This window comes from Streptomyces sp. NPDC059852 (assembly GCF_042731455.1).
Lineage (GTDB): Bacteria > Actinomycetota > Actinomycetes > Streptomycetales > Streptomycetaceae > Streptomyces.
Map to the genome: position 1 here is coordinate 68,401 of NZ_JBHWJK010000017.1, position 26,423 is coordinate 94,823.

General features: G+C 73.5%; 22 protein-coding genes and 1 pseudogene. 15 read left to right on the plus strand and 8 right to left on the minus strand.

Going from position 1 to position 26,423, the window contains the following annotated elements; all coding sequences use genetic code 11:
* Positions 1 to 20 precede the first annotated feature (20 nt).
* The 3 genes from ACFV46_RS21950 (at position 21) to ACFV46_RS21960 (ending at position 2,480) form a co-directional block, all read left to right on the plus strand.
* Entirely contained in the window at positions 21 to 572 is a 552-nt protein-coding gene (locus ACFV46_RS21950) for a DUF1707 and FHA domain-containing protein (RefSeq protein ID WP_062668573.1), read from the plus strand.
* Between the two features lie 142 nt (positions 573 to 714).
* A complete protein-coding gene (locus tag ACFV46_RS21955) occupies positions 715 to 2,070 on the plus strand; it encodes a M14 family zinc carboxypeptidase (RefSeq protein WP_385499393.1) in 1,356 nt (451 codons plus the stop codon).
* Positions 2,067 to 2,480 carry an SSI family serine proteinase inhibitor gene (locus tag ACFV46_RS21960; protein ID WP_361932464.1) on the plus strand — a complete coding sequence of 138 codons (414 nt, stop codon included), beginning with the start codon at positions 2,067 to 2,069 and terminating at the stop codon, positions 2,478 to 2,480. Before ACFV46_RS21955 ends, ACFV46_RS21960 begins: the two co-directional genes overlap by 4 nt.
* Positions 2,481 to 2,508: 28 nt before the next feature.
* Here the strand turns inward: ACFV46_RS21960 and ACFV46_RS21965 are convergent, their stop codons facing one another.
* The 3 genes from ACFV46_RS21965 to glgX all read right to left on the minus strand — a co-directional run bounded on the left by ACFV46_RS21965 (position 2,509) and on the right by glgX (position 8,490).
* Positions 2,509 to 3,759, minus strand: coding sequence for a M14 family zinc carboxypeptidase (locus ACFV46_RS21965; protein WP_361932461.1), 1,251 nt, complete (start codon positions 3,757 to 3,759; stop codon positions 2,509 to 2,511).
* A 130-nt stretch (positions 3,760 to 3,889) separates the two neighbouring features.
* Positions 3,890 to 6,241 carry a malto-oligosyltrehalose synthase gene (gene treY, locus ACFV46_RS21970; RefSeq protein WP_385499322.1) on the minus strand — a complete coding sequence of 784 codons (2,352 nt, stop codon included), beginning with the start codon at positions 6,239 to 6,241 and terminating at the stop codon, positions 3,890 to 3,892.
* Positions 6,242 to 6,345: 104 nt separating this feature from the next.
* On the minus strand, positions 6,346 to 8,490 hold the full coding sequence (gene glgX, locus ACFV46_RS21975; protein WP_385499324.1) for a glycogen debranching protein GlgX: 2,145 nt from the start codon (positions 8,488 to 8,490) through the stop codon (positions 6,346 to 6,348).
* Positions 8,491 to 8,671: 181 nt separating this feature from the next.
* Between glgX and ACFV46_RS21980 the strand changes: the two genes are divergently transcribed.
* The 4 genes from ACFV46_RS21980 (at position 8,672) to ACFV46_RS21995 (ending at position 13,174) form a co-directional block, all read left to right on the plus strand.
* Complete coding sequence (locus tag ACFV46_RS21980; protein ID WP_385499326.1) at positions 8,672 to 9,508, plus strand: Tat pathway signal sequence domain protein; 837 nt, start codon at positions 8,672 to 8,674, stop codon at positions 9,506 to 9,508.
* Between the two features lie 80 nt (positions 9,509 to 9,588).
* Entirely contained in the window at positions 9,589 to 10,932 is a 1,344-nt protein-coding gene (locus tag ACFV46_RS21985) for a copper amine oxidase (RefSeq protein WP_361932450.1), read from the plus strand.
* 102 nt (positions 10,933 to 11,034) lie between these two features.
* Complete coding sequence (locus tag ACFV46_RS21990) at positions 11,035 to 12,273, plus strand: SAV2148 family HEPN domain-containing protein (protein ID WP_361932447.1); 1,239 nt, start codon at positions 11,035 to 11,037, stop codon at positions 12,271 to 12,273.
* 118 nt (positions 12,274 to 12,391) lie between these two features.
* On the plus strand, positions 12,392 to 13,174 hold the full coding sequence (locus tag ACFV46_RS21995) for a 3'-5' exonuclease (protein ID WP_376726864.1): 783 nt from the start codon (positions 12,392 to 12,394) through the stop codon (positions 13,172 to 13,174).
* Positions 13,175 to 13,260: 86 nt separating this feature from the next.
* On the opposite strand, the gene ACFV46_RS22000 is transcribed toward ACFV46_RS21995, so the two are convergent.
* Both ACFV46_RS22000 and ACFV46_RS22005 read right to left on the minus strand, forming a co-directional pair.
* The gene (locus ACFV46_RS22000; protein ID WP_385499327.1) at positions 13,261 to 13,788 is read right to left on the minus strand and encodes a YbaK/EbsC family protein; all 528 of its coding nucleotides are present in this window, start codon (positions 13,786 to 13,788) and stop codon (positions 13,261 to 13,263) included.
* Positions 13,734 to 14,717, minus strand: a complete 984-nt coding sequence (locus ACFV46_RS22005) for a DMT family transporter (protein ID WP_385499328.1) — start codon at positions 14,715 to 14,717, stop codon at positions 13,734 to 13,736. Before ACFV46_RS22005 ends, ACFV46_RS22000 begins: the two co-directional genes overlap by 55 nt.
* A gap of 81 nt (positions 14,718 to 14,798) precedes the next feature.
* On the opposite strand from ACFV46_RS22005, the gene ACFV46_RS22010 reads away from it, so the two are divergent.
* Positions 14,799 to 15,704, plus strand: a complete 906-nt coding sequence (locus tag ACFV46_RS22010) for a LysR family transcriptional regulator (protein WP_385499329.1) — start codon at positions 14,799 to 14,801, stop codon at positions 15,702 to 15,704.
* A 7-nt stretch (positions 15,705 to 15,711) separates the two neighbouring features.
* Here ACFV46_RS22010 and ACFV46_RS22015 read toward each other — a convergent pair whose 3' ends face one another.
* A complete protein-coding gene (locus ACFV46_RS22015) occupies positions 15,712 to 16,575 on the minus strand; it encodes a phosphotransferase enzyme family protein (RefSeq protein WP_385499330.1) in 864 nt (287 codons plus the stop codon).
* Positions 16,576 to 16,743: 168 nt separating this feature from the next.
* Here ACFV46_RS22015 and ACFV46_RS22020 point away from each other — a divergent pair, with 168 nt between their 5' ends.
* The 4 genes and pseudogenes from ACFV46_RS22020 (at position 16,744) to mgt (ending at position 21,056) form a co-directional block, all read left to right on the plus strand.
* Positions 16,744 to 17,679, plus strand: a complete 936-nt coding sequence (locus ACFV46_RS22020; RefSeq protein ID WP_376726868.1) for a carbohydrate ABC transporter permease — start codon at positions 16,744 to 16,746, stop codon at positions 17,677 to 17,679.
* Positions 17,676 to 18,509 (plus strand): carbohydrate ABC transporter permease, encoded by an 834-nt coding sequence (locus tag ACFV46_RS22025; protein ID WP_385499331.1) that lies wholly within the window; start codon positions 17,676 to 17,678, stop codon positions 18,507 to 18,509. The genes ACFV46_RS22020 and ACFV46_RS22025 overlap by 4 nt, the downstream gene beginning before the upstream one ends.
* Complete coding sequence (locus ACFV46_RS22030; RefSeq protein ID WP_385499332.1) at positions 18,509 to 19,783, plus strand: ABC transporter substrate-binding protein; 1,275 nt, start codon at positions 18,509 to 18,511, stop codon at positions 19,781 to 19,783. The genes ACFV46_RS22025 and ACFV46_RS22030 overlap by 1 nt, the downstream gene beginning before the upstream one ends.
* Before the next feature lie 12 nt (positions 19,784 to 19,795).
* A pseudogene (gene mgt / locus ACFV46_RS22035) lies at positions 19,796 to 21,056 on the plus strand (macrolide-inactivating glycosyltransferase).
* Between the two features lie 64 nt (positions 21,057 to 21,120).
* Here the strand turns inward: mgt and ACFV46_RS22040 are convergent.
* Positions 21,121 to 23,388 (minus strand): MMPL family transporter, encoded by a 2,268-nt coding sequence (locus tag ACFV46_RS22040; RefSeq protein WP_361932424.1) that lies wholly within the window; start codon positions 23,386 to 23,388, stop codon positions 21,121 to 21,123.
* 356 nt (positions 23,389 to 23,744) lie between these two features.
* Here ACFV46_RS22040 and ACFV46_RS22045 point away from each other — a divergent pair, with 356 nt between their 5' ends.
* From ACFV46_RS22045 to ACFV46_RS22055, 3 genes are read left to right on the plus strand one after another with little or no spacing between them, the layout of a single operon-like run.
* The gene (locus ACFV46_RS22045) at positions 23,745 to 24,293 is read left to right on the plus strand and encodes a DUF1697 domain-containing protein (protein ID WP_361932422.1); all 549 of its coding nucleotides are present in this window, start codon (positions 23,745 to 23,747) and stop codon (positions 24,291 to 24,293) included.
* The gene (locus ACFV46_RS22050; RefSeq protein ID WP_361932420.1) at positions 24,286 to 24,657 is read left to right on the plus strand and encodes a nuclear transport factor 2 family protein; all 372 of its coding nucleotides are present in this window, start codon (positions 24,286 to 24,288) and stop codon (positions 24,655 to 24,657) included. The genes ACFV46_RS22045 and ACFV46_RS22050 overlap by 8 nt, the downstream gene beginning before the upstream one ends.
* A gap of 2 nt (positions 24,658 to 24,659) precedes the next feature.
* Positions 24,660 to 25,676, plus strand: coding sequence for a ketopantoate reductase family protein (locus ACFV46_RS22055; protein ID WP_385499394.1), 1,017 nt, complete (start codon positions 24,660 to 24,662; stop codon positions 25,674 to 25,676).
* 6 nt (positions 25,677 to 25,682) lie between these two features.
* Here the strand turns inward: ACFV46_RS22055 and ACFV46_RS22060 are convergent, their stop codons facing one another.
* The gene (locus ACFV46_RS22060) at positions 25,683 to 26,420 is read right to left on the minus strand and encodes a sirohydrochlorin chelatase (RefSeq protein WP_376726873.1); all 738 of its coding nucleotides are present in this window, start codon (positions 26,418 to 26,420) and stop codon (positions 25,683 to 25,685) included.
* Positions 26,421 to 26,423 lie beyond the last annotated feature (3 nt).

Consider the following 26,423-nt stretch of genomic DNA (forward strand, 5'->3'; position numbering starts at 1 on the left):
GCTGACCGACAATCGGCACCGTGACGTCGTCCTTCGAGTTCCACACGTACCCCGCGCGGCTGTCCGACGCGGAGCGCGACAAGGCGCTGAAGGTGCTCCGTGACGGCGTCGCCATGGGCCGGCTGTCGCACGACACGTTCGTCCGGCGCATGGAGCTGGCCCTCGCCGCCCGCCGCTCGGACGAACTCCTCGCCCTCACCGCGGATCTGCCCTCGCAGGGGCGGCTGTCCCGCATGGTGTTCGGCACCGTCGAGGCGGTCTCCGGCTTCACCGTACGGCTGCGCCGCGCCTGGCAGGCCGAGCGGCTGCCCAAGCTGCTGCTGCCCCATCCCGCGACCGGGCATCCGCTGCGGATAGGCCGCGACCCCGCCAACGGGCTGCGGCTCACGCACGAGACGGTGTCCCGCGTGCACGCCGAACTGAGCCACCAGGCCGGTCTGTGGGTGCTGCGCGACCTCGGCTCCACCAACGGCACCACGGTCAACGGCCGTCGGGTCATCGGCGCCGTCGTCGTCCGGGAGGGCGACCAGATCGGCTTCGGGCGGATGGCGTTCCGCCTGGCCGCGCACTGACGGGAGACCGCCCGCGGACCGGCCGGGTGACCCAAGTCGCTTTGCCCGTCGCGGTGTTGACGTACACCTCAAGTCGTGACTGACTGTGCGTACACCATGCACACCAGGTGAACCGACGGCACCACATTCGTGGAGGTGTGCCCTGCCGCCCCTCCTGCGTTATCCGACCGTCGACGAGCTCGGGGCGCGAGCGGCCTCGTTCGTCGCCCGCCACCCCCGGCAGGCGCGGTTGCGCCGGGTCGGGACCTCACGGGCCGGTACGCCCCTGTGGCTGCTGTCCGTCGGCCACGGCGGCCGCCAGGCCCTCGTCGTGGCCGGGCCGCACGCCAACGAGCCGGTGGGCGGCGCCACCGTCCTGCGGCTCGCCGAGCGCGTGCTGGCCGACCCCGCTCTGCATGAGGGCGCCGACGCCACCTGGAACCTGCTGCTCTGCCTCGACCCCGACGGCCTGCGCCGCAACGAGGGCTGGCTGCGGGGCCCGTACGCCCTCGGCGACTACTTCCGGCGCTTCTTCCGGCCCGGCTTCCTGGAGCAGCCCGAGTGGCTGCCGGACGGCGCGGACGCCGTGACGCTCCCCGAGACCCGCACCCTGCTCGCGCTCCAGGACGAGCTGCGGCCCTTCCTGCAGTGCTCGCTGCACGGCGTCGACGTGGGCGGCGGCTTCGTCGAGCTGACCCACGACCTGCCCGGGCTCGCCCAGCGCGTCGCGCACAGCGCCGCCCGCCTGGGCATCCCGCGCGAGCTCGGGCCGTACGACACCCTGTACTGGCCGGAGCTGGGCCCCGCCGTCTACCGGATCCCGCGGCCCCGGCGCGGCAGTCTGGCCGCCGCCATCACCGAGGCGGCCGTGGAGTCGACCTGGTTCCACCCGCACCGGCACGGCACCGTCACGGCGGTCGTCGAGGCCCCCATGTGGGGGGTGGCGGCGGTGGAGGACGGCGCCCCGCCCACCGACGAGGAAACGGTTTTGCGCAGGGTGAGCCACACCCTGCGCGACGACACCCTGGTCCTGGAACGGCTCCTGGACCGCCTGCGCCCCCATCTGCCGGCCGGCCCCGAGACGGCCCGGCTGCTCGCCCCGGTCGACGACTACCTACTGGTCTGCCCGGGCCTCGCCGACACCTGGGACCCCGACGTCCCGGACCCCGTGGGCACCCACCCGCTGCCCCTGCTCAGCACCGCCCATCTGGCCGCCCTGCGCATCGCCGGACGGCGGCTCGCCCTGCGCACCGCCGGACTGCTGCACCAGCTCGTCACCGGCGCCGGCCGCGACCCGGCGGGCGTCCTGCCCGAGCTGGAGCGATGGCTCGACACCTGGTGCGACGACTACCGCGACGGGTGCGGGGCCCGCTGGATCCCGGTCGCCCGCCAGGTCGAGTACCAGTCGCGCGTCGTGCTCTCCGCGTTCGAACTCGCCCACCGGCACGCCTCCGGGCGATCCCGTTCGGGTGAGTCGGGCTGGAACACCGGCGCCACCGTGCCGATGCATCGGGAATGACCCGACGCACCACACTCGCACGAGGCGGCCTGCTCGCGGCCGCCGCCGCCCTGCTCCTCGGCGCCGCCGCACCCCACGCGACGGCCCAGCGGGCGGACTCCGGCAACTGGCTCTTCGTCACCGTCACCCAGGGCGACGGCCGGCACGGCGAACGCCCCGGCCGGCTCCTGCTCTGCGACCCGCCGCAGGGCCACGCCAAGGCGGCCGAGGCCTGCGCGCAGCTGGACGCGGTGGACGGCGACATCCGCAGGCTCGAACGGCGCGACACCTACTGCCCGATGGTCTACGCGCCCGTCACCGCCCACGCGCGCGGCGAGTGGAACGGCCACCCGATCGACTACCGCGAGACCTTCGCCAACGGCTGCGGCCTCGCCGCGCGCACCGGCGCGGTCTTCGCCGTGGAGGACTGACCGGACGGCACGCGCGCGTACCGGCGGCTCAGAGCGGCCGGTCGCGCGCGTGCAGCGCCGCCGCGAGAACCGTGCGGGACTGGTGCTCGACCTGGTGCTCCAACGGCACCCAGCGAGCCCGGAACCGCTCGGCGAACGACTCGCTCCAGGCCGCCACCAGCTGGTCCAGCCGCTGCGCCCCCCGGTCGTCGGCCTCCCGCAGCACCCGCAGCAGCATCGCCGCCGCCCGCAGCGGCAGCCGGCGCCCGAACGCGTCGACGCTCCCGATGTACGCCATGGTGCCGTCGGCGGGCGGGGTGCGCGTCCAGTCCGCGGCCAGCCCCGGCACCAGCTCCAGCGCCCACTGCGCCGCCCGCAGCAGCGGTCCGTCGACGCCCGCAAGACGGGGCCGCGCCTGCGCCAGCACCCGCTCCACCTCCAGCGCGTCCCGCAGCAGCCGGGCCGCCAGCCGCCGCATCGCGCGGTCCGGCGCCGGGTGCGGGGCCGGGTCGTCCACCAGGTCGCTGGCCCACATCGGCACCTCCACCACCGCGGTCAGCCCGCCGTAGCGGTGCGCGTGGTACCAGGTGCTGCTGCGCGCGTCGTCCGGCATGCTCGGATACGCCGCCCGCGCGTCCGGCGCCGGCATCACATGCACCCCCGGACCGGACGCCGGCCAGCCCACCGCGTCCGACGCGCCGGTCTCCACCGGGATGTGCAGCTCCGCCGCCGACTTCGCGAACGGCTCGGCGAGCCCGGGGACGTCCCGGGTCAGCTGCACCCAGCTGCCGCCCAGGTCGGTGCCGTGCAGCGTCACCTGGAGATAGGGCCGCAGCTCGTCGATGACCGCCGTCAGCGCCCGGGTCTCGGGCGGCAGCCGGTCGGGCGGCAGCGTCGCCGGCGCCCACTCCGGCTGCTCCGGGGCGGCGGGCCGGAAGAAGCCGCGGTGGTAGTCGTACAGGCTGCGCGGCGCCGGGGTGACGTGCAGGCTCGCCCCGTCGGGGTCCGCGCAGAGCAGGAGGTGCCAGGAGACGTCCGCCCGCAACTCCGGCTCCAGCAGCACCCGTTCGGCGATGGCGAGCAGCGCGGGTCCGCCGGAGGGCTCGTTGGCGTGGGCGCCCGCGACCACCAGGACGGCCCGTGCGGCGTGGCCGATCGACAGCAGGTGCAGGGGCCTGCCCGCCCGGGAGACCCCCACCTGCCGCAGCGTGCACAGCGCCGGGCGGTGGGCGGCCAGCGAGCGGGCCGACCGCGCCAGCTCGGCGGGTGTGGGGTAGCGCAGCTCCGTCAGGGAACTCACCCCCGTCACGTCCGCCCGGCGTCGCCACCCGCAGTACCCCACGGACTCGTTGAGCTGTCAAGGAGCACAGGGGGAGCCCAGCGGGGGCGCCCGGGGGCGTCACGGCCTGCCGGGGCCCCGGGCCCGGCCGTCACTCCCCGGTGCGTTCCAGCAGCGCCACCGGCAGCCGCTCGAGGAGCTGCTCCACGCGCGCGTGGCCCGTGTACTCACGCCCCGGGTCCAGTACGTCGACCCAGCGGCCCGGTGGCAGCGCGAGCTTGGTGTCCCGCCAGCCGCCGTCCCGCGCCAGCCGCAGCGACAGCCGAGTGACGACGGTCAGGACCTCACCCGACCGCACGAACGCCACACAGTGCCCGGCCGCCGGACCCTCGGCGGCGAGCGGCTCGTACGACGCCGCGTCGCCGAACACCTCGGGGCGCCGCCTGCGCAGCCGCAGCGCCGCCGCCGTCACCGTGCCCTTGTCGCCCGCGTCGGCGGGCGGGAACGCCACGGCCCGGCGGTTGTCCGGGTCCACCAGCGCCCGGTACTCGCCCTCGGTGCCCTGGTAGACGTCCGGCACGCCCGGCATCGTCAGCTGCGTCAGGGCCATGCCGAGCACATTGGCCCGGATGTGCGGCTCGAGGCCGCGCCGGAAGGCCGTCACCCGCTCGCCGGGGACCCCGCACGGCCCCGCGGCCACGAAGGCGGCCACCGCCTCCTCGTACGGCGGCTCCTGCTCCGTCCAGCTGGTGAACAGGCCCGCCTCCCGGACGTGCTTCAGCAGGGCCCCCTGCACGCGCTCGGCGTCGGCCTCGCCCAGCCCGAACACCGTCTGCCAGGCCGCCCACGCCAGCTGCGCGTCGGGGACGCCCTCGCCGTCCCGGGTCACCTCCGCCACGACGTCCGCCCAGTCCGCCGGGCACTCGGTGAGCACGGCCAGCGCGGCCCGCACGTCGGCGCTGCGCTTGGTGTCGTGCGTGGACACCACCGTCCCGGTCAGCGGCCAGTCGCGCTGCACGCGCGCGCAGTACGCGTGGAACCGGTCCGGGGACACGGAAGGGCTACCCGGGTCGCCGCCCACCTCCGTCGCCGACAGCAGCGCCACATGCCGGTAGAACGCCGTGTCCTCCACCGACTTGGCCCGCAGCGCCGACGACGTCTGCGCGAACCGCGTCCGGAACTCCTCGGCGGCCGGCCCGTCCCCGGCCCGCCCGAGCACCAGGTCCCGGACCACGTCCACGGCACCCGCCTCCTCGGGCACGGCGAAGGCGAGCCGCGCCTCTGCGGCGGCCTCCTCCGTGAGCACGAGGGAGGCGTCCGTCGAGGCGTACGGCCGGTAGACGTCCATCCGGACCAGCAGCTCCTGGAGGGCCGTGCGCAGCGCCCAGGGCGCCCGGTCGCGCAGCGCCGGGTCCGGGGAGGTGTCGCAGACCCGGTGCGCCGCCCGCGTCAGCCGGTCGACCTCCGCGGCCAGCTCATGGGTGAGCACCTTGTACCCGGCCCGCCGCACCGTCGCGTCCCAGTCGCCGCCCCGGTCGGTCTGCGGGGCCGCGAACCGCCGGTACGCGCCCAGCAGTTCGCCGTACCCGGCGGGGTCGGTGAACAGGCCGTCGATGTGCCGCAGGGCGTCGTAGCCGGTGGTGCCGGCGACCGGCCAGGCGGCCGGCAGATGCTCCCGGTCGGACAGGATCTTCTCCACGACGGTCCAGCGCCCGCCGGTCGCCTCGTGCAGCCGCCGCAGATACCCGTCGGGGTCGGCGAGGCCGTCGGGGTGGTCGACGCGCAGCCCGTCGACCACGCCCTCGTGCAGCAGCTGGAGGATCTTGCCGTGGGTGGCCTCGAACACCTCGGGGTCCTCCACCCGCACCCCGATCAGCTCCGAGATGGAGAAGAACCGCCGGTAGTTCAGCTCGGTCCGGGCCAGCCGCCACCACGCCAGCCGGTACCACTGGGCGTCGAGCAGCCGGGGCAGCGGGAGATCGCCGGTGCCCTCACGGAGCGGGAACACATGGTCGTGGTAGCGCAGCACGTCGCCGTCCACCACCAGATCGTCCAGCACCGCGCCGAGCGGACCGCCGAGGACCGGGAGCAGCACCCGGCCGCCCTGCGCCTCCCAGTCGATGTCGAACCAGCGCGCGTACCGGGACGCGGAGCCCTCGCGCAGGACGTCCCACAGGGCGCGGTTGTGGCGCGGGGCCATCGCCATGTGGTTCGGCACGATGTCCAGCACCAGGCCCAGGCCGTGCTCCCGGGCGGTGCGCGACAGGGCGCGCAGCCCCTCCTCGCCACCCAGCTCCTCGCGTACCCGCGCGTGGTCCACGACGTCGTAGCCGTGCCCCGACCCCGGAACCGCCTCCAGGACGGGGGACAGGTGCAGATGCGAGACGCCGAGCGAGGACAGGTACGGCACGGCCTCGGCCGCGGCCGGGAACGGGAACGAGGGCTGCAGCTGCAGTCGGTAGGTGGCGGTCGGCACCATCGGGTCAGGTCGCTCAGGTGTCATGCAGAGCTACGTACCCCTCTGGCCGCCCTTCGTGTCATCACCCGCCGCCACGTGGGCCCACGCGCGGGTGCGGCCCGGCCGGTCGGACCGCACCCGCGCCGCGCCTACACGGGCCGCTGCAGCACCGTCAGGCTGCGGTCCACGAGCGTCAGCCGCTCCCCGGCCTGCACTTTCGGCCCCGTGCCGGGCGGCACCCCGTCCGGGCGGGCGGTGTCGACCACGACCTGCCACTGCCGGCCGTGGTCGACCGGCACGACGAAGTCGAGCGTCTTCGGCGAGGCGTTGAACATCAGCAGGAACGAGTCGTCCGCGATCCGCTCCCCGCGCGGTCCGGGCTCGGAGATCGCGTTGCCGTTGAGGAACACCGTCAGCGCCGACGCCTGCGCCCGGTCCCAGTCCCGCTGGGTCATCTCCTTGCCCTCCGGAGTGAACCAGGCGATGTCCGACAGGTCGTCGTGGGTGCCCTCCACGGGCCGCCCGTGGAAGAAGCGGCGCCTGCGGAACACCGGGTGGTCGTGGCGCATGCCCACCATCGCGCGCGTGAAGGCGAGCAGGTCCAGCGACGGGCTTCTCCCGGCCCCCTCCTCCTCGCCCTCGCCGGGCTGCGGCCACCGCACCCACGCCAGCTCGCTGTCCTGGCAGTAGGCGTTGTTGTTGCCCCGCTGGGTGCGGGCGAACTCGTCGCCGTGGCTGATCATCGGCACGCCCTGGGACAGCATGAGCGTGGCGATGAAGTTGCGCATCTGCCGGGCTCGCAGCGCCAGCACGTCCGGGTCGTCGGTCTCGCCCTCGGCGCCGCAGTTCCAGGACCGGTTGTGGCTCTCGCCGTCGCGGTTGTCCTCGCCGTTGGCGTCGTTGTGCTTCTCGTTGTACGCCACGAGGTCGTGCAGGGTGAAGCCGTCGTGGCAGGTGACGAAGTTGATGGAGGCCAGCGGGCGGCGCCCGTCGTCCTGGTAGAGGTCCGAGGAGCCGGTCAGCCGGGAGGCGAACTCCGCGAGGGTGCGCGGCTCGCCCCGCCACAGGTCCCGCACGGTGTCGCGGTACTTGCCGTTCCACTCGGTCCACAGCGGCGGGAAGTTGCCCACCTGGTAGCCGCCCTCGCCCACGTCCCAGGGCTCCGCGATCAGCTTCACCTGGGAGACCACCGGGTCCTGCTGCACCAGGTCGAAGAACGACGACAGCCGGTCCACCTCGTGGAACTGGCGTGCGAGCGTCGCCGCGAGGTCGAAGCGGAAGCCGTCGACGTGCATCTCGGTGACCCAGTACCGCAGCGAGTCCATGATCAGCTGGAGCACGTGCGGGGACCGCATGAGCAGCGAGTTCCCCGTGCCGGTGGTGTCCATGTAGTACCGCGGGTCGTCCGTCAGCCGGTAGTACTGGGGGTTGTCCAGGCCCCGGAACGACAGCGTCGGCCCGAGGTGGTTCCCCTCGGCCGTGTGGTTGTAGACGACGTCGAGGATGACCTCGATACCGGCCTCGTGCAGCGCCCGTACCGCCGACTTGAACTCCAGGACCTGCTGGCCGCGGTCGCCCCAGGAGGCGTACGCGTTGTGCGGGGCGAAGAAGCCGATCGTGTTGTAGCCCCAGTAGTTGTTCAGCCCCATGTCGACCAGCCGGTGGTCGTTCACGAACTGGTGGACCGGCATCAGCTCCAGCGCCGTCACACCCAGCTCGGTCAGGTGCTCGATCAGCGCCGGGTGGGCGAGGCCCGCGTAGGTGCCGCGCAGTTCCTCCGGCAGCCCCGGATGGCGCATCGTCAGGCCCTTCACATGGGCCTCGTAGATCACCGTGTGGTGGTACTCGGTGCGGGGGCGACGGTCGTCGCCCCAGTCGAAGTACGGGTTCACCACGACGGACGACATCGTGTGCGGCGCCGAGTCGAGGTCGTTGCGCCGGTCGGGTTCGCCGAAGTGGTAGCCGTAGACCTCCTCGCCCCACTGGACCGAGCCGCTGACCGCCTTCGCGTACGGGTCGAGGAGCAGCTTGGCGGAGTTGCAGCGCAGCCCCCGCTCCGGGGCGTACGGACCGTGCACCCGGAATCCGTACCGCTGCCCCGGCATGACGCCAGGCACGTACGCGTGGCGTACGAAGGCGTCGCTCTCCCGCAGTTCCACCGCCGTCTCCGAGCCGTCGTCGTGCAGCAGACACAGCTCTACTCGGTCCGCGGCCTCCGTGAAGACCGCGAAGTTGGTCCCGGCGCCGTCGTACGTGGCGCCGAGTGGATATGCCTCTCCAGGCCAGACCTGCATGGACACGACTCTTTCAGCTCGACCCCGCCGTCGGGGGCGCCTTGACGTCGAGTCTCCCCGAAAGTGAGGGAACCACCCCCGACTTACATCCCTCTTACCGGTCGACCAGTGCATACACCCGTATGCCGAAAGTGTGGGGCAAACACATACTCCCGATGACCTGGGGGAGTAGGGGGAAGACGTGCGCGACATAGTGCACCGCCATCTGGGGAAAGTGATGGCCGGAGCGGCCATCGCGGTGGCGGGGACCGCCGTGATGGTCGGGATCACCCTGCCGGGTACGGCGGGGGCCGGCGAGCAGGCGGGGAACACCGCGGGGCAGGCGGCGGCCGGGCAGCAGGGGGCCGCGGGACAGGGCGCCGCGGGACAGGGCGCCGGCGCGGTGGCGCCGGGCGTCGTGGAGGAGGCCCCGGAAGAGGGAGCCAAGGGCGTCGGCGACGACCCGCTGACCGACGACGAGACCGAGCTCGCCGCCCAGCTCGCGGCGAGCGCGCAGCTGCGCACCGCCGGGGAGGACGTGGCCGGGGACCGCGGCGCGCAGCGCCTCGGCGTCGAGCTGGCCGAGCCGGACGGCGGTGCGACGGACCGCGCGGGCGGGCCGCGCCGGGCCGAGGTGACGTTCTACGACTACAAGACCGACGCGCTCGTCACCCGGACCGTCGACCTGGACACCGGCAAGGTCGAGCGGACCGTCACCGAGAAGGGCGTCCAGCCGCCGCTGAGCCGGGCCGAGTACGCCGAGGCCGCGAAGCTGCTCATCGCCCACCCGCTGGGCGCGGGCCTGAAGGCGGACTACAAGGACGCCACCGGCAAGGCGCTCACCTCACCGGACCAGCTGCTGCTCAACGGCGCCGTGTACCGGGCCACGCCGGGCGGCCAGCCCGCCGCGCTCGGGCAGTGCGGCGAGCACCGCTGCGTGCGGCTGTTCCCGAAGGTGAGGAACGGGCCCTGGATCGACGCCCGGTCCTTCGTGATCGACCTGAGCGCCCGCCAGGTCGCCCGCCTCGGCACCCGCTGAGGCCCGCTCCGCCTCTCCACCGGGCCCGACCCGCCCGGACACCACGTACTCGCATCTCCTGCAAGAGGAGTCACCTCGTCATGCGTGCAAACACTTCCACCGGCGGTTCCCGCCCGAGGAGAAGGATCCGGGCCCGCAGGAGCGCCGCCGTCGGCGTGTCCCTGGCCGCCCTGGCCGCCGGCGCCACGACCGGCGCGGGCACCGCCACCGCCCAGCCGCGGGCCGCCGCCGCGGCCGCCGCCGACTGCAGCGCCGCCTACCGCATCGAGCAGAAGCTCGGCAGCGGCACCACCTGGCGCATGTGCTGGCGCTACGACGGCAAGGCCGGGCTGGTCCTGGAGAAGATCTCCTACCAGCCCAAGGGCGAGACCAAGCCCATCAAGGTCCTCAACAGCGCCCGCCTCGGCCAGATCCACGTCCCGTACGACGACGGCAGCGTCGAGTACGACGACCTGACGGGCTTCGGCTTCGCCCAGGGCCTGATGCCCCTGAAGGCCACCGAGTGCCCCGGCGGCACGATCAAGTCCGTCAAGGTCCCCGAGGCATGGGACCCGCAGAACCCGAACGTCAAGGGCCTGTGCACCACGACCCGTTCGCGGGGCCACGCCTACCGGATGCAGGGCGACACCGCGAACAAGGTCTACGAGGCACAGGGCAAGGACCTGCTCGTGTACACCGTCAACCAGGTCGGCTGGTACGAGTACATGACCGAGTGGCGCTTCCAGGACGACGGCACGGTCACCATGAACGTCGGCGCCACCGGCAGCCTGTCGTACGACGACTACGACGCCGGGGACGGCCGGGGCTGGCCCATCGGCAAGGGCGACCGCGCCAAGGCCACCAGCCACAGCCACAACGTCTTCTGGCGCCTCGACTTCGCCCTGGACGGCTCCACCAAGAACCGCGTCGAGCAGTACGACTCGACGGTGACGGCACCCGCCTCCGGCGACCGCGCACCGAAGACGAGGACCAGCGTCACCAAGGTCACCAAGGAGCTCGCCGGGGACGCCAAGGCGTACCGCTGGTGGCGGATGGTCAGCGCCACCGGCAAGAACAAGGACGGCCACGCCCGTTCGTACGAGATCGTCCCCGGCGTCAGCACCAAGTACCCGGGCCGCGCGTACACCAAGCACGACCTGTACGTCACCGAGTACGCCGCGTGCGAGAAGTTCGCGACCCACAACCCGGGTTGCGGCAACGGGTCCCCCAAGTCGGTGGACAAGTGGGTGAGCGGGCAGACCCTCAAGCACCCCATCACCTGGATGAACGTCGGCTTCCACCACATCGCCCGCGACGAGGACCAGCAGCCCATGCCGGTCCACTGGCAGGGATTCTCCATCGTGCCGCGCGATGTGACGGCCATGAACCCGCTCACGCCGAGCGAGCTGGCGTGGCAGAACGGCCACTGGCAGCCGCGCAGTTGAGAAACGACCTGTCCATCCGGCTGCACCGCCCGCCGCTCCCGGAGTACCCTTCCTTGATCGTTGGGACGGGGAGTGCTCGGGGGAGCGGAAGGCGGTGCGCGGGTGGGCTCGGGAGGGCTGGAGTTGCCCCCTGGTGACGAGGGTCACGAGGGGAACTCCCCGGACGTCCCGCCCGGCACGGTGTCCCTGGCCCGGCCGATGGAGACCAGTTCCATCGGCCCGGAGCTGGACTGGGACCCCGGGGCCTGGCGCGAGGTGCGCACCCGCGCCCAGCGGGCCGGACGCGCCTACATCTGGCTGAACCTCGTCGAACAGCGGCTGCGGGCCGTCGTGGCCGCCGTGCTGCGGCCCGTCTACGAACCCGTCCACGGGGACGACTGGGTGGTGGCCGCCGCCGGACCGGCCGGTCAGGAGTGGGTCCAGCGCGCGGTCGCCGTACGCGAGGTCAGCCGCCGCAAGGGCTATCTGCTCGACCCGGCCGACGACAACGTCCTCAGCTTCCTCACGCTGCCCCAACTGCGCGAACTGATGGTGCAGCACTGGCCGTGCTTCGAGCCGTACCTCGACGACCGCCGGGACGTCGAACTCGCCCTGGACGAGCTCGAGGTGACCCGGAACGTCGTCTCGCGCAACCGCGCCCTGTCCGAGGCCGTCCTCAACCAGGCCGAACGGGCCTCCGCCCGCCTGCTGGAGGCGCTCGGCACGGGCGGGGACGTGCCGTCAGCCCGCCGGCTGCCCATCGACGCCGTCGAGGACCTGGTGGGCGACCGCTACTCCGACGTCGTCGCCGTGCACTCCGACCGGGTGCGGCTGCTGCGCCGCTTCCCCGCCGAGGACATCTTCGGCGGCGCGCGCCGCCTCGACGCCATCGGCATCGGCCTCAACCTGCTCGTGCAGAACTTCTCTGGACGGCGGCTGGTCCGGCTCGCGGAGGCCGGCTGCCGGGTGCGGCTGCTGTTCCTCAACCCCGCCTCCAGCGCCGTCAAGCGGCGCGAGCGGGAACTGGGCATCAAGCGGGGCGAGCTGAGCCGCGCGGTGGAGATGAACATCCTGCACATGCGCCGGGTGCGGTCGCGGCTGCGCGACCCGGGCGCCTTCGAGATCCAGGTCTTCGACGAGACGCCCCGCTTCACGGCCTACCTCGTGGACGGCGACGGCGCCGACGGCATCGCGGTCGTCCAGAACTACCTGCGGCGCACCCGCGGCATGGAGGCGCCGGTCCTGGTGCTGCGCAACGGCAGCAGGGTCGTCAAGTCGGACGAGATCGACGAGGGCGGTCTCTTCCCCACCTACCGCGAGGAGTTCGAGGTCATGTGGGCGGATTCGCGCCCCGTGTCCTGAACTGTCCCTCAGGGTGGGAAGTGTCCCACCGGGCAGGCGGAACGCGATCCTCGGATTGTCAGTGGCCCGTGGGAAGGTGGAGACCACTGGGGGACGCACCACATGAAGGGGGACCGCCATGGGCTGGCACCGTGAGCTGCTGATCGGCTTCGACCTGGAGACGACCGGGACCGATCCGCGCGAGGCGCGCATCGTCACGGCCGCCGTCGTCGAGGTCAGGGACGGCGCGCTCCTGGGGCACCGGCAGTGGCTGGCCGACCCGGGCGTCCCGATCCCGGCGGAGGCGGTCGCCGTCCACGGTGTCAGCAACGAGCGCGCGGCCGCCGAGGGCCGCCCCGCCGACCAGGTCGCCGACGCCGTCGCCGACGTCCTGGTGGCGTACTGGAAGGCGGGCGTCCCGGTCGTCGCCTACAACGCCGCGTTCGACCTGAGCCTGCTCTCCGCCGAGCTGCGCCGGCACGGCCTGCCGTCCCTGCGCGAGCGCCTCGGCGGGCCCGACCCGGCGCCGGTCGTCGACCCGTACACCATCGACCGCCGGGTCGACCGCTACCGCCGGGGCAAGCGCAACCTCGAAGCGGTCTGCCGGGAGTACGGCGTGGAGCTCGCCTCCGCCCACGACGCCTTCGCCGACGCGCTCGCCGCGGCCCGCCTGGCCGGCGCGATAGCCGCCCGCCACCCCAAGATCGCGTCCCTCGGCCCGGCGGAGCTGCACCGCCGCCAGATCGAGTGGTACGCCGAGTGGGCGGCGGACTTCCAGACCTTCCTGCGCGGCAAGGGCGACCCGACGGCGGTCGTCGACGGCACCTGGCCGGTCCGCGAGCCCGAAGCCCCCGCGGTGGGCCCGGCCGTGGTCGGCCGCGCGGTGCCCGGCGAGGTCCAGATCCCGGCGGAGAAGCCGTAGGGGGTGTCTCAATTCCCGCCTGCCTCCCGGCGTCAGACCGCGAGACCCGCCCTGCCGGGCGGACGACGTGAAGTGCCGGACACGACCTAGCTCGCTTCCCTCGCGGCCGTCGCGATCCGCTCCACCCGGGGCCCGGCCAGCCGCCGGTAGTCCGCGCCCGAGAGGCACAGCGAGCGGTCCAGCCGGGCCGCGTTGAAGTACAGCCTCGGCCGGGCGACGACCTCCGGGTCCGCGACCAGTTCCAGTTCCGGGTCGAAGCTGAACGGCAGGACCGTGCCGGGGACCGCGCGGGCCAGTCGCTGCGCGGTCGCCGCGTCGCAGAACCCGGCGTACCGGGCCCCGTACAGCGTCCGCACGGCGTCCAGGTCCACCCGCCGGTCCCCGGGGACCACGGCGAGCACATGCCGGGTGGTGCGCCGGTCCACCTTGACCCGCAGCACGAGGCACTTCGCGGCCTCGGACGCCGGGTGCCCGCGCAGGGCGCAGACCGCCTCGGTGGCCCCCTCCGGCTCGTGGTCCACCAGCCGGTACGGGACCCCGGCGGAGTCGAGCAGCGCGATCAGGCGCTCGTACGTGCCGTGGACGGAGGAGGTGTCGAGGTCGTGCTCGGGCATACGGGGTCCTCGCTGACGGGGTGAGGGAGGGACGGTGAGGGCTTCGCGGCCCGGCGGTGCTCGCGCTCCACGGCCTGCCCCCAGTAGGTGCCGGCGACCATCAGGGCCGCGCCGAGACCGGTGAGCGCGGTGAGCCGCTCACCGCCGAGCGCCACGCCCACGGCGACCGCCCACACCGGTTCGGTGCCCAGCAGCAGGCTGGCCCGGCTCGCGGACGTGCGCTGCACGGCCCAGGTCTGGGCGAGGAAGGCGAACACACTGCAGAACAGGGCCAGATACGCGAGCTGCGCCCAGGTCGCGGTGTCCGCGCCGCCCAGCGCGGGCAGGTCGGGGACCGCGACCGGCAGGAACAGGGCGGTGCCGACGAGGGTCTGCACGGTCGTCAGACGCAGCGGCCGGATCGCCCGCCCCGAGGTCAGCCGCCCCACCAGCACGACGTGCCCGGCCCGGATCAGCGCGGCGCCCAGCATCAGCAGATCGCCGGAGCGGGGCGCGTGGAAGCCGGTGCCGGACATCAGCAGGGCGATGGCCAGGACGCAGACGCCGGTCGCCGCGAAGAACGCGCCGGGCAGCGGGCCGCGCCGGCCGCCGCGGTCGAGGAGCGGGGTCAGGACGATGGTCAGGCTGATGATGAGCCCGGCGTTGGCGGCGCTCGTGTGCGCGACGCCGTACGTCTCCACCACGAGGACGGCGGCCTGGGTCAGCCCCAGGGGCAGCCCGGCGCGCAGTTCGGCGCGGGTCCACAGGCGGGGACCCCGTCGGCCGCCCGCACTCAGGGCCAGGCAGGCGATGGCGGACAGGGCGTAGCGGACGAACAGCACGAGCAGGACGGGCAGCGCGGCGGTGGCCGTCTGGGCGGACAGATAACTGGAGCCCCAGACCAGCGCGACGAGAAGGAGTACCGGATCGGTACGGCGGACGTCGGACACGCCCCCCACGGTGCACCGGAACGTCCGTGAAGCCCAGTACCAGTTTCTTCAACGATCTTTTAGCCTTCCTACACTGGGACGATGGACGAACGGCAGCTGAGGATCCTGCGCGAGCTCGGTGAACTGGGCAGCGTCACGGCCGTCGCGGAGGCCCTGCTGGTGACCCCGTCGGCGATCTCCCAGCACCTGCGGCTGCTCCAGCGGACGGTCCCGGTGCCGCTCACCGAGCGACAGGGCAGGCGGCTGGTGCTGACCGACGCGGGGCAGGCGCTGGCGGGCGCGGCGGTGGAGGTCGAGACGGCGCTGGCGCGCGCCCGGGGCAGCGTCGAGGAGTTCGTGGAACGCCCCGGCGGGGAGGTGTCGGTCGCCGCCTTCCACAGCGCGGGCGGCGCCTTCTTCCCGCTCCTGCTGCGGGCCCTCGCCGGCCCCGGGCGACCGGTGCCGAGGCTCGCCGACGAGGACGTGCCGCAGGAGGACTTCCCGCGTCTGACGCGGGAGTACGACATCGTCCTCGGGCACCGCCTGGACCACGCCCCGCCCTGGCCGGACACCGTGAAGGTGACCACGCTCCTGCGTGAACCGCTGGACGTGGCCATGCCCAAGGAGCACCCGCTGGCCGTGAAGAGCCGGGTCACCCCGCGCGACGTGGCCGACGAGCCGTGGATCACCGTGCACGACGGCTTCCCGGTGAAGGCGACGATCGACGCCATCGCGGCGGCCGCCGGACGCAGGCTCGACCTGGCGCACCGCATCAACGAGTTCGCGGTGGTGGCGGAGGCCGTCGCCGCGGGGGGCGGCATCGCCCTGATGCCCCGCTGGACCGTGCGCCCCCACCCCGCCCTGACCCTCCGCCCCCTCAGCGGCGTGCGGGCACGACGGCACATCGACGCCCTCCACCGCCCGGAGCGCCTGGCCCGGAAGGCGGTCCGCACCGTCCTCGCCGAACTCGTCCGCGCGGCCCGCTCGATCCGGGAGCGGGACGCCTGAGCCGACGTCAGAACGGGTACCAGCGCACCGTCTCGTCCCCGTCCCGCAGGGACGCCACCCGCCGCCGGAACTCCTCCAGTGCCTTCGGGTTGCCCGGCGCGTGCTGCGCCACCCAGGCGCAGCTCGCCGTCTCGCGCGCTCCTCGCAGCACCGCGCACCCGTCCCAGGCGCGCACGTCCCAGCCGTACGTCTCCACGAACGCCTCGTAGGCCGCAGCGGGCAGCCCGTACCGGTCGCGGGAGAGCGCCATGACCACCAGGTCGTGCTCGCGCAGATCCGCGGAGAACGTCTCCAGGTCGACCAGCACCGGCCCGTGCGGGCCCACATGCACATTGCGCGGCAACGCGTCCCCGTGGATGGGCCCCGGCGTCAGACGGGGCGTCAGACGCGCGGCGGCCTCGGCGAAGCCGTCCCGGCGCTCCCGCAGATACGCGGCGTCCGCCGGGTCGATCGCGTCGCCCGCCAGCCGCAGCCAGCGCTCCACACCGCCCAGCAGCTCGCGTGGCGGCAGGGCGAACGGCGGCGCGGGAAGGGCGTGCACGACCCGCAGCAGCGCGGCCAGGTCCCGGGCCTCGGCGGGCCGTACGGCGTCGGGCAGCCGGTGCCACACCGTCACCGGGTGCCCGTCCACCAGCAGCGCCTCGGAGGCGGCGGCCCGGACGGCCGGGACCCCGGCCTCCGCCAGCCACACCGCGATCCGCAGCTCGCGCCGCGCCCGCTCCAGCAGCTCGGCGTCCCGGCCCACCTTGACGACCAGGTCGCCGGCGGCGAACACCGCGTTCTCCCCGAGGGACAGCAGCCGCGCGTCCCCGGCCGGGACGGACAGGACCCCCGCCGCCGCCAGCACCTCGCGCGCCCGTGCCTCGTCCATCGCCCGCCTCCGTGGGGTCGTACGCCTTCGTGAACGGCGGACGCATTCCCGCCATTCGCGCCCAGTCTCGCATTTCCACAGGTCGGCCGCGTGCGGGCGGTCTTGACGGGCTCCGGCGCGTTCACGACCATGACGAGGCCGTCCGAGCCGTGCGAAGGGGCTGATGCCGTGACCTCGCTGACCGAGGCCGAGAGGCCGGCCGCCCGCGCGCCCCGCCTCGGCGGCGACCGGCGGGTCACGGACCGCGGGGCCTGGTTCCTGGTGCTGCCCGCGCTCATCCCCATCCTGATCCTCAGCGTCGGCCCGCTGCTGTACGGCATCCTGCTGTCCTTCACCGACGCCCAGTCCGGACGCACCGAGGCCACCCGGTGGATCGGCGGGCTCAACTTCCGGGACCTGCTGCACGACACGCTGTTCTGGGAGTCGTTCCGCATCGGCCTGGTCTGGGCCGTCGCCGTCACCGTGCCGCAGTTCCTGCTGGCCCTCGGCCTCGCGCTGCTGCTCAACCAGGACCTGCGGCTGCGCTGGCTGGCCCGCGCCCTCGCGATCGTCCCGTGGGCCATGCCCGAGGTCGTCGTCGGCGTCATGTGGCGGCTGGTCTACGCCCCCGACGCCGGCATCCTCAACGAGACCCTGCGCGACCTGGGCCTCGGCGACGGCCGGGACTGGCTGAGCGGGCTCGGCACGGCCCTGCCCGCGGTGGTCGTCGTCGGCGTCTGGGCCGGGATGCCGACCACCACGGTCGCCCTGCTCGCCGGCCTGCAGAACACCCCGCGCGAACTGCACGAGGCGGCCGCCGTGGACGGTGCCGGCGCCTGGCGCCGCTTCCGCACGGTCACCTGGCCCGCGCTGAGACCGGTGGCCCTGTCCATCACCGCGCTCAACCTGATCTGGAACTTCAACTCCTTCGCCCTGGTCTACGTCCTCACCAGCGGAGGTCCGGGCGGCCGCACCCGGCTGCCGATGCTCTTCGCCTACGAAGAGGCGTTCCGGTACGGGCAGTTCGGCTACGCGGCGGCCATGGGATGCGTGATGGTCGCGGCGGTCTCGGTCCTGCTCGCGGTCCTCCTGGCGGGCCGGCTCCGGGGCGGTGAGGCGGCATGAGGACCAGCCGGGCCGGCCGCGCCGGCCAGTACGCCGCCCTGCTCGCCTATCTCGTCTTCCTGGCGTTCCCCTTCCTGTGGCTGGTCTCCACCGCCTTCAAACCCCCGCGGGAACTGGGCAGTCTGCACCCCACCTGGATCCCGAAGGACCCGACGCTCGCCAACTTCCGGCAGGCGTTCGACGAACAGCCCCTGCTGGACGCCGCCCTGAACTCCCTGGCCGCCGCCCTCGGCACCGCCGTGGTCGCCGTGCTCCTCGCGACCCCGATGGCGTACGTCCTGGCACGCCGGCGGACCCGGCTCGGGCGGGCCGCGACCGGCTGGGTGGTCGTCAGCCAGGCGTTCCCGCTCGTCCTGGTGATCATCCCGCTGTTCCTGGTGCTGAAGAACCTGCGGCTGATCGACTCGATGACGGGGCTGGTCATGGTCTACGTGGTGTGGGCGCTGCCGTTCGCGCTCTGGATGCTCGTCGGATACGTCCGCGCGGTGCCGCGCGAACTGGAGGAGGCGGCGGCGGTCGACGGGGCCGGGCGGCTGCGGACCCTCGTCTCGGTGACCGCGCCCCTGCTCGCACCCGGCCTGGTGGCGACGGCCCTGTTCGCGTTCGTCACCGCGTGGAACGAGTTCTTCTTCGCGCTGGTGCTGCTGAAGACCCCGGAGAAACAGACCCTCCCGGTCGTCCTCACCCACTTCATCGGCGCGGAGGGCGTCGCGGACCTCGGGCCGCTGGCCGCCGCCGCGTTCCTCGCGACGCTGCCGTCCCTGGTGGTGTTCGCGCTCATCCAGCGGCGGATCACGGGCGGCATGCTCACCGGGGCGGTGAAGAGCTGATGCGCGCGCGACTGCTCTGGGTGCTCGTCCTGGCCCTGCTGGCCGCCGGCTGCGGCGGCGACGCCGACCCGGACGGCCCCGTCACCCTGCGCTTCCAGTCGCTGGCCTGGCAGGAGGAGTCCGTCCGGGTCAACAAGGAGCTGGTGGCCGAGTGGAACGCCACCCACCCGGACGTCAAGGTCGAGTACGTCCAGGGCAGTTGGGACAGCGTCCACGACCAGCTCCTGACGTCCTTCGAGGGCGGCGAGGCACCGGACATCATCCACGACGCCTCCGACGACCTGGCCGACTTCGCCTACGGCGGCTACCTCGCCGACCTGACCGGCCTCCTGCCCGAACGGCTCACGAAGGACATACCGCGGCACAGCTGGGAGACGACGACCTTCGGGGACGGCGTCTACGGCGTGCCCTTCCTCCAGGAACCGCGCGTGCTCATCGCCAACGCCACCTGGCTCGACGAGGCGGGCGTGCGCATCCCCACGCCGGAACACCCCTGGACCTGGCGGGAGTTCCGGGAGATCACCGACCGGCTGAGCGGCGACGGCCGGTACGGGGTCGCCTGGCCGCTGAAGGAACCCGTCTCCGTCAGCCTCAACCTGTCGCTGTCGGCCGGCGGGCGGCTCTTCCACCGGGGCCCGGACGGCAAGGTGACCGTGCGCTTCGAGGAGGGCGACGCGGTGATGCCGCGCACCGTCCACGACCAGGTCGCCACCGACCGCAGCGCCGCCCCGAGCACCCTGGGCAGCGGCGGCTCCGACACCCTGCCCGGCTTCTTCGGCGGCCGGTACGCGATGGTGCCGCTGGGCTTCTCCTACCGGCAGCAGATCGTGCAGCAGGCCCCCGAGGGCTTCGACTGGCGGGTGCTGCCCGCCCCGGCCGGCGCCGACGGCCTCACCCAGGGCGTCAGCCCGCAGACCCTGTCCATCGCCGAGGACAGCCCGCACCGCAAGGAGGCCGCCGCGTTCATCGACTTCCTGCTGCGCCCGCGGAACATGGTGCGCCTGGCGCTCGGCGACTGGATGCTGCCGACCGGCGCCGAGGCCCTGAAGGACCCGGCCCTGCACACCACCGAGCACGACTGGGCGACCGGCACCGCCCTCGCCGGCCGGCTGCGCCCGGCGCCCGCCCAGTCCGTGCGGGGCTACCCCGAGTTCAAGGACAAGGTCGCCACCCCGGCCTTCCAGGAGTACTACAGCGGCGCCATCGACCTCGCCGAGCTGCGCACCCGCCTGGAACGCGACGGCAACCTGGTCCTCGCGCGCTACCAACGCTGACCGACCCGGACTATCCTGTTGCACGAGACGTATCGTCTCGCCTAGGGTCGGGGTCATGACCCGTCCCGCGCACATCGCCATGTTCTCCATCGCCGCCCACGGCCACGTGAACCCCAGCCTCGAGGTGATCCGCGAACTCGTGGCGCGCGGGCACCGCGTCACCTACGCCATCCCGCCGGTCTTCGCCGACAAGGTCGCCGCGACCGGCGCCGAGCCGAAGCTCTGGAACTCCACGCTGCCCGGCCCCGACGCCGACCCGGAGGCGTGGGGGAGCACCCTCCTGGACAACGTCGAGCCGTTCCTGGCCGACGCGATCCAGGCCCTCCCGCAGCTGACCGAGGCGTACGAGGGCGACGAGCCCGACCTCGTCCTGCACGACATCACCTCCTACCCGGCCCGCGTCCTCGCCCACCGCTGGGGCGTGCCGGCCGTATCGCTGTCCCCGAACCTCGTCGCCTGGGAGGGCTACGAGGAGGAGATCGCCGAGCCCATGTGGGCCGGGCCGAAGAAGACCGAGCGCGGGCAGGCGTACTACCGGCGCTTCGAGAACTGGCTGAAGGAGAACGGCGTCGATCTGCACCCCGACCCGTTCGCCGGCCGGCCCGACCGCTCGATCGTCCTCATCCCGCGCGCCCTCCAGCCCCACGCCGACCGGGTCGACGAGCGGGTGTACTCCTTCGTCGGCGCCTGCCAGGGCGACCGCGCCGCCGAAGGCGACTGGCGGCGGCCGGCCGGCGCCGAGAAGGTCGCGCTCGTCTCCCTCGGCTCGGCGTTCACCAAGCAGCCGGCGTTCTACCGCGAGTGCGTGCGGGCCTTCGCCGGGCTGCCCGGCTGGCACCTGGTGCTCCAGATCGGCCGGCGCGTCGACCCCGCCGAACTCGGGGAGATCCCCGCCGACGTCGAGGTGCGCGACTGGGTCCCGCAGCTGACGATCCTCAGGCAGGCCGACCTGTTCGTCACCCACGCCGGCGCGGGCGGCAGCCAGGAGGGCCTGGCCACGGCCACTCCGATGATCGCCGTACCGCAGGCCGTGGACCAGTTCGGCAACGCCGACATGCTCCAGGCCCTCGGCGTCGCCCGGCACATCCCGACCGAGGAGGCCACCGCGGAGGTTCTGCGCGAGGCCGCCCTCGCACTCACCGCCGACCCCGAGGTCGCCCGCCGCCTGAAGGACATCCAGACCGAGATGGCCCAGGAGGGCGGCACCCGACGAGCCGCCGACCTGATCGAGGCAGAGCTGGACGCCGCCCGCGCGGCCGGCGCCGGAGCCTGACACGGCGGGACCCGCCGGCTCCCTGCGGAGTCGGCGGGTCCCGGTGTCCGGACGGCCGGGCGGGTCAGACCGGTACCCGCTCGCCCTCGTCGTCGCGGGCCGCCGTCCGCGTCACGGCCTCCGCCGACTCGTCGTGGGTCAGGTCCGGCAGGCGGTGGAGCCACTTCGGCAGGTACCAGTTGCGCTCGCCCAGCAGCGCCATCACCGCCGGGAGCAGGACGCCCCGGATGATCGTGGCGTCGATCAGGACCGCCGCTGCGAGGCCCACGCCCATCTGCTTCATGGACTGCATCGACAGGGTGCCGAAGATCGCGAAGACGGCGACCATGATGACCGCGGCGCTGGTGACGACGCCGGCCGTGGTGACCACGCCGTGCTGGATGGCGTCCTTCGTCGTCCGGCCGCGCAGCCGTGCCTCACGGATCCGCGAGACCACGAACACGTGGTAGTCCATCGACAGGCCGAACAGGATCACGAAGAGGAACAGCGGCAGCCAGGTGATGATGGCGCCCACGCCCTCCGCGCCCACCAGGGAGGCGCCCCAGCCGTGCTGGAAGACGGCGACCAGGATGCCGTACGCCGCGCCCACCGACAGCAGGTTGAGCACGATCGAGGTGGCGGCGATCGTCAGGGACCGGAAGGACAGCAGCATCAGGCCGAAGGCGAAGACCACGACGAACGCGAAGACCGGGACGACCGCTCCGGCCAGCTGGTCGTTGAAGTCCTTCGACCCCGCGACCTGACCGGTGATCGGCGCCTCGAGGCCGTCGACCTTGCCGAGCGTGGCCGGGCGGACCTCGTCGCGCAGCTTGTCCAGGCTCGCGCCCGCCTTGTCCAGGTCGGAACCGCCGACCAGCGGGACGTACACGAAGGCGACGTTCTGCGCGTCGTGCAGCCTGATGTCGACCGGGCCGCGCGAGGCGCCCGAAGCGACCGCCCGCTCACGGAAGGCGGCGAGCGCGGACTTCACCTCGGGGGCGTTGATGTCGTCCGCCTTGACGACGACCTCGGCCGGCTCGGAGCCGCCCGGGAAGGCCTCGTTGACCCGGTTGTACGTCTGCACGATCGGCAGCGAGTCACCGAACTCCTGGTCCAGCGTGAGGTTCTGGGTCTTCATGCCGACCGCGGGCGCGGCGACGGCGAGCAGCGCGCCGGCGGCCACGACGACCGAGACGACCGGACGGGCCAGCACCGCCTTGAGGACGGCCGACCAGAAGCGGCTCTCCCGGTTCACCCGGCCCTTGTTGCGGCGCAGCCGGCTCTGCGGGTGCAGGAACGGGATCTTCCCCTTCTCGACGCGCTCGCCGAGCAGCGACAGCAGCGCCGGCAGCACGGTCACGGACCCGACCATGGCGACCGCCACGACCATCAGCGAGGCCAGGCCCATCGCCTCGAACTCGGCGAGACCGGTGAACAGCATGCCCGCCATCGCCACGCACACCGTGACACCCGAGACGATGATCGCGCGGCCGCTGGTGGCGGCGGCGACCCGCAGGGCCGTCTGCGCGTCCCGGCCCGCCTCGCGCTCCTCGCGCTCGCGGCGCAGGTAGAACAGGCAGTAGTCGACGCCGACGGCCAGACCGACCAGCAGCATCACGGAGTTGGCGGTGTCGGACATCGGCATGACGTGGCTGACGAGGCCCATCAGACCCATCGTCGCCATGATCGCGGTGATGGCCAGCAGCACCGGCAGCAGCGCCGCCACCAGCGCGCCGAAGGCGATGAGCAGAATGCCGAGGGCCACCGGAACAGCGGAGTACTCGGCCTTCTGGAAGTCGTCCCCGAACGCGTCGTCGAACGTCTTCATCATGCTGGCGCCGCCGATCTCCTCGATCCGCAGCGAGCCGTGGTCCTTCTGGACCTCCTCGACGGCCTTCAGCACGGGCTCGACGCGCTCGCCGGCGGTGTCGGAGTCCCCGCGCATGTCGAACTGGACCAGCGCGCTGCGGCCGTCCTCGGAGATGGTCTTCGTGTCGTACGGGGACGTCACGTCCCGGACCTCGCCGGTGCGCTCCACCGCCTTCACGACCGCCTCGACGGCACCGCGGAACGCCGGGTCGGTCGCCTTCAGCGACGTGTCCTTCGCCTGGATCAGGACGGTCTCACCGGCGGGCTCCTCGATGCCGGCGTCCTCGATGATCCGGGCGGCGGTGTGCGTCTCCCCCTTGAGCTGGTCGCTGTCCTTCACATCGACCCGGCCCGCCGCCGAACCGAGGCCCATCGCCAGGACGACGAACAGCACCCAGATCCCGACGGCCGTCCATCGGTGCCGGGCGCTCCAGCCGCCGGCGCGAGCGGCGAGCCCCCGCACTCGCGTCTTCGTGTTCCCCATGAGGGCCTGCCCCCTGTGGTCGCGGCGACGACCCCCTGCCGTCACCTTTCGTCTCTCGACGCTATGGGCCGGGCGGAACGGTCTCGTCGTGCTGCCCGGTGAAGTGCGGCGGGCGGACCTCATCCCGTCGTACGCCGGGCCCTCCGCTCAGGGGAGGACGGCGGCCCCTTACATCTATCCCGGGCGGTCGGGGACACCGATCAGGGATCAGCTTCCGGGACGAGTGGGGACGACCGGGACGCCGGAGCTTGTGCTTCGTGCTGACCGGTAAGTAACTTACGGTTGCGGTCGTCGTGCCCACCCCCACGGGGCACGACGGCCGTACGAACGCCCGCGCACCGCCATAAGGTGGCCGGATGACGACGACGTACGCGGCGCTGCTGCGCGGAATCAACGTGGGCGGCAGCCGGAAGGTCCCCATGGCCGACCTGCGCGCCCTGCTGACCGGCCTCGGACTCGACGGCGTCCGCACCCACCTCCAGAGCGGTCAGGCCGTGTTCACCGCCGCCCGCGGCGACGAGGACTCCCTCGCCGCGGACATCACCACGGCGATCGAGAAGCGCTTCGGTTTCCCCGTGGACGTGATCGTCCGCGACCACGCGTATCTGAAGGCCGTCGCCGACGCCTGCCCGTTCCCCGCGGACACCCTGGAGGGCAGGCAGCTCCACGTCACCTACTTCTCCGGGCCCGTGGACGCCGCCCGCTTCGCCGAGATCGACCGGGCCGCCCATCTGCCGGAGGAGTTCCGGCTCGGCGACCGCGCGCTGTACCTGTACGTCCCCGACGGCCTCGGCCGCTCCAAGCTCGCCGAGGCCCTGGCGCGCCCCCGGCTCACCAAGGGCCTGATCGCGACCAGCCGCAACTGGAACACCGTCGTGAAACTCGTGGAGATGACCGGTGCCTGACCGTGACCCCGCCGTGCGGGCCGCCATCGAGGGCGAGTTGAGACTGCTGGACCCCGAGGTCCGCCGCTCCCCGGAACTCCTCGGGGCCCTGCTGCACCCGGAGTTCCACGAGGTCGGCTCCTCCGGCCGGCTCTGGGACCGGGCGTCGACGATGGCCCGGCTGCCCCTGGACACCGACCCGCACCGGTACGTCGTCACCTCGCCCGTCCAGGGCGCCCGGCTCGCCCCCGACGTCGTCCACCTCGTCTTCGACACCGAACGCGACGGGCTCCGCGCCCACCGCAGCTCGCTGTGGCGGCGGACGGACGCGGGCTGGCAGATGTACTTCCACCAAGGAACGCCGTACGGCGGGGAAGAGGCATGACCGTGCGCTACGTCATCATCGGGGCCGGAGCCGTCGGAGGCGTCGTCGGCGGACGGCTCGCCGAGGCCGGACACGAGGTCGTCCTCGTGGCGCGCGGCGCCCACCACGACGCCCTACGGGACCGCGGCCTGCGGCTCAGGGTCCCCGAGGGCGAGCTGACCCTGCCCATACCCGTCGTCGACGGCCCGGACGCCCTCGGGGAACTGCGCCCCGACGACGTCCTCGTCCTCGCCGTGAAGACCCAGGACACCGAGGCGGCGCTGCGGACCTGGGGCCCGGCACCGGTCGCCGGCGGCGGCACGGCCGCCGAAACGCTGCCCCTGGTCTGCGCGCAGAACGGCGTCGAGAGCCAGCGCCTCGCCCTGCGGCTGTTCCGGCGCGTGTACGGCGTCTGCGTCTGGCTGCCCTGCACCTACGTCGAACCGGGCGTGGTCTCCGCCGCCGGCACCCCCCTCACCGGCATCCTGCACCTCGGCCGCCATCCGCACGGCACCGACGAGACCGCCCGTCTCATCGCCGCCGACCTGGAGAAGTCCCACTTCGAGGCGCCGGTCGTGCCCGATGTCGCGCGCTGGCAGTACGCCAAGCTGCTGGCCAACCTCGGCAACGCCGTCGAGGCGCTGACCGGCCCCGTCGCCGGGGACGAGGCGACCGGCCTGCTGCGGCGCGTGCAGGAGGAGGGCGCGGCCGTCCTGCGGGCCGCCGGCATCGCGTACGCGACGCCCGAGGAACAGCGGGCCGTCCGCGGCGACAAGGTCACCCTCGTCCCTCTCGACGGCGTCCCGCGCGGCGGAGGCTCCTCCTGGCAGTCCCTCGCCCGGGGTACCGGCACGATCGAGTCCGACTACCTCAACGGCGAGATCACCCTCCTGGGCCGCCTCCACGGTGTACCCACACCACTGAACGAACTCCTCCAGCACCTCGCCGGCACCTTCGCCCGCGAGCGCCGGGAGCCGGGGTCGATGCCGGTGACGGAACTGGTGCGGCGCGCGGACGAGGCGGCGGCCCGAGCGCACTGACGTGCCTCAGGCGCCGAGCGCCGTCAGCACCGGTCTGCGGGCCGCGTCGTAGCGGTGCAGCAGCAGCCGCGCCACCTCGGGCGCCGGCCCCAGCACGTCCGCGAGGACGTCCGCGCCGGCCGCGCCCCCCGCGATGCGGTCCGGCAGCCGGCCCGGTGCCAGCACGTACGGCGCCACGGCCACCCGCGCACATCCGAGGTCCCGCAGCTCACGGACGGCGTCCTCGGTGCGCGGAAGGGCGGCGGAGGCGAACGCAGGCCGCACGGCGCACCAACCGGTGTGCCGCCACTCCCGCGCGATTTCTGCGATCACTGCGATCGCCTCCGGGTCGGTGGACCCCGCCGAGGCCAGCACGACCCCGGTCGAGGACTTGTCGGCGGGCGTCAGGCCCGCCTCGTACAGCCGGCGCTCCAGGGCGGCGAGGAGCAGCGGCGACGGGCCGAGCACCTCCGCCTGCCGGATCCGCAGCCTCGCCGGCGCCTCCCGCAGCACCGCCGGGATGTCGGCCTTCGCATGGAAGGCGCGCGTCAACAGCAGCGGCAGCGCCACGACGTCCCGGACGCCCTCGGCGGCCAGCGACTCCAGCACGCCCTGCACGGACGGCACGTTGAAGTCCAGGAAGCCGGTCTCCACGCGCAGGCCGGGGCGCAGCGCGCGCACCCGCCGGACGAGGGCGTGCACGGTCGCGGCATGCCGCGGGTCACGGCTGCCGTGGGCGACGACGAGGAGGACCGGCTGGGTCACGGG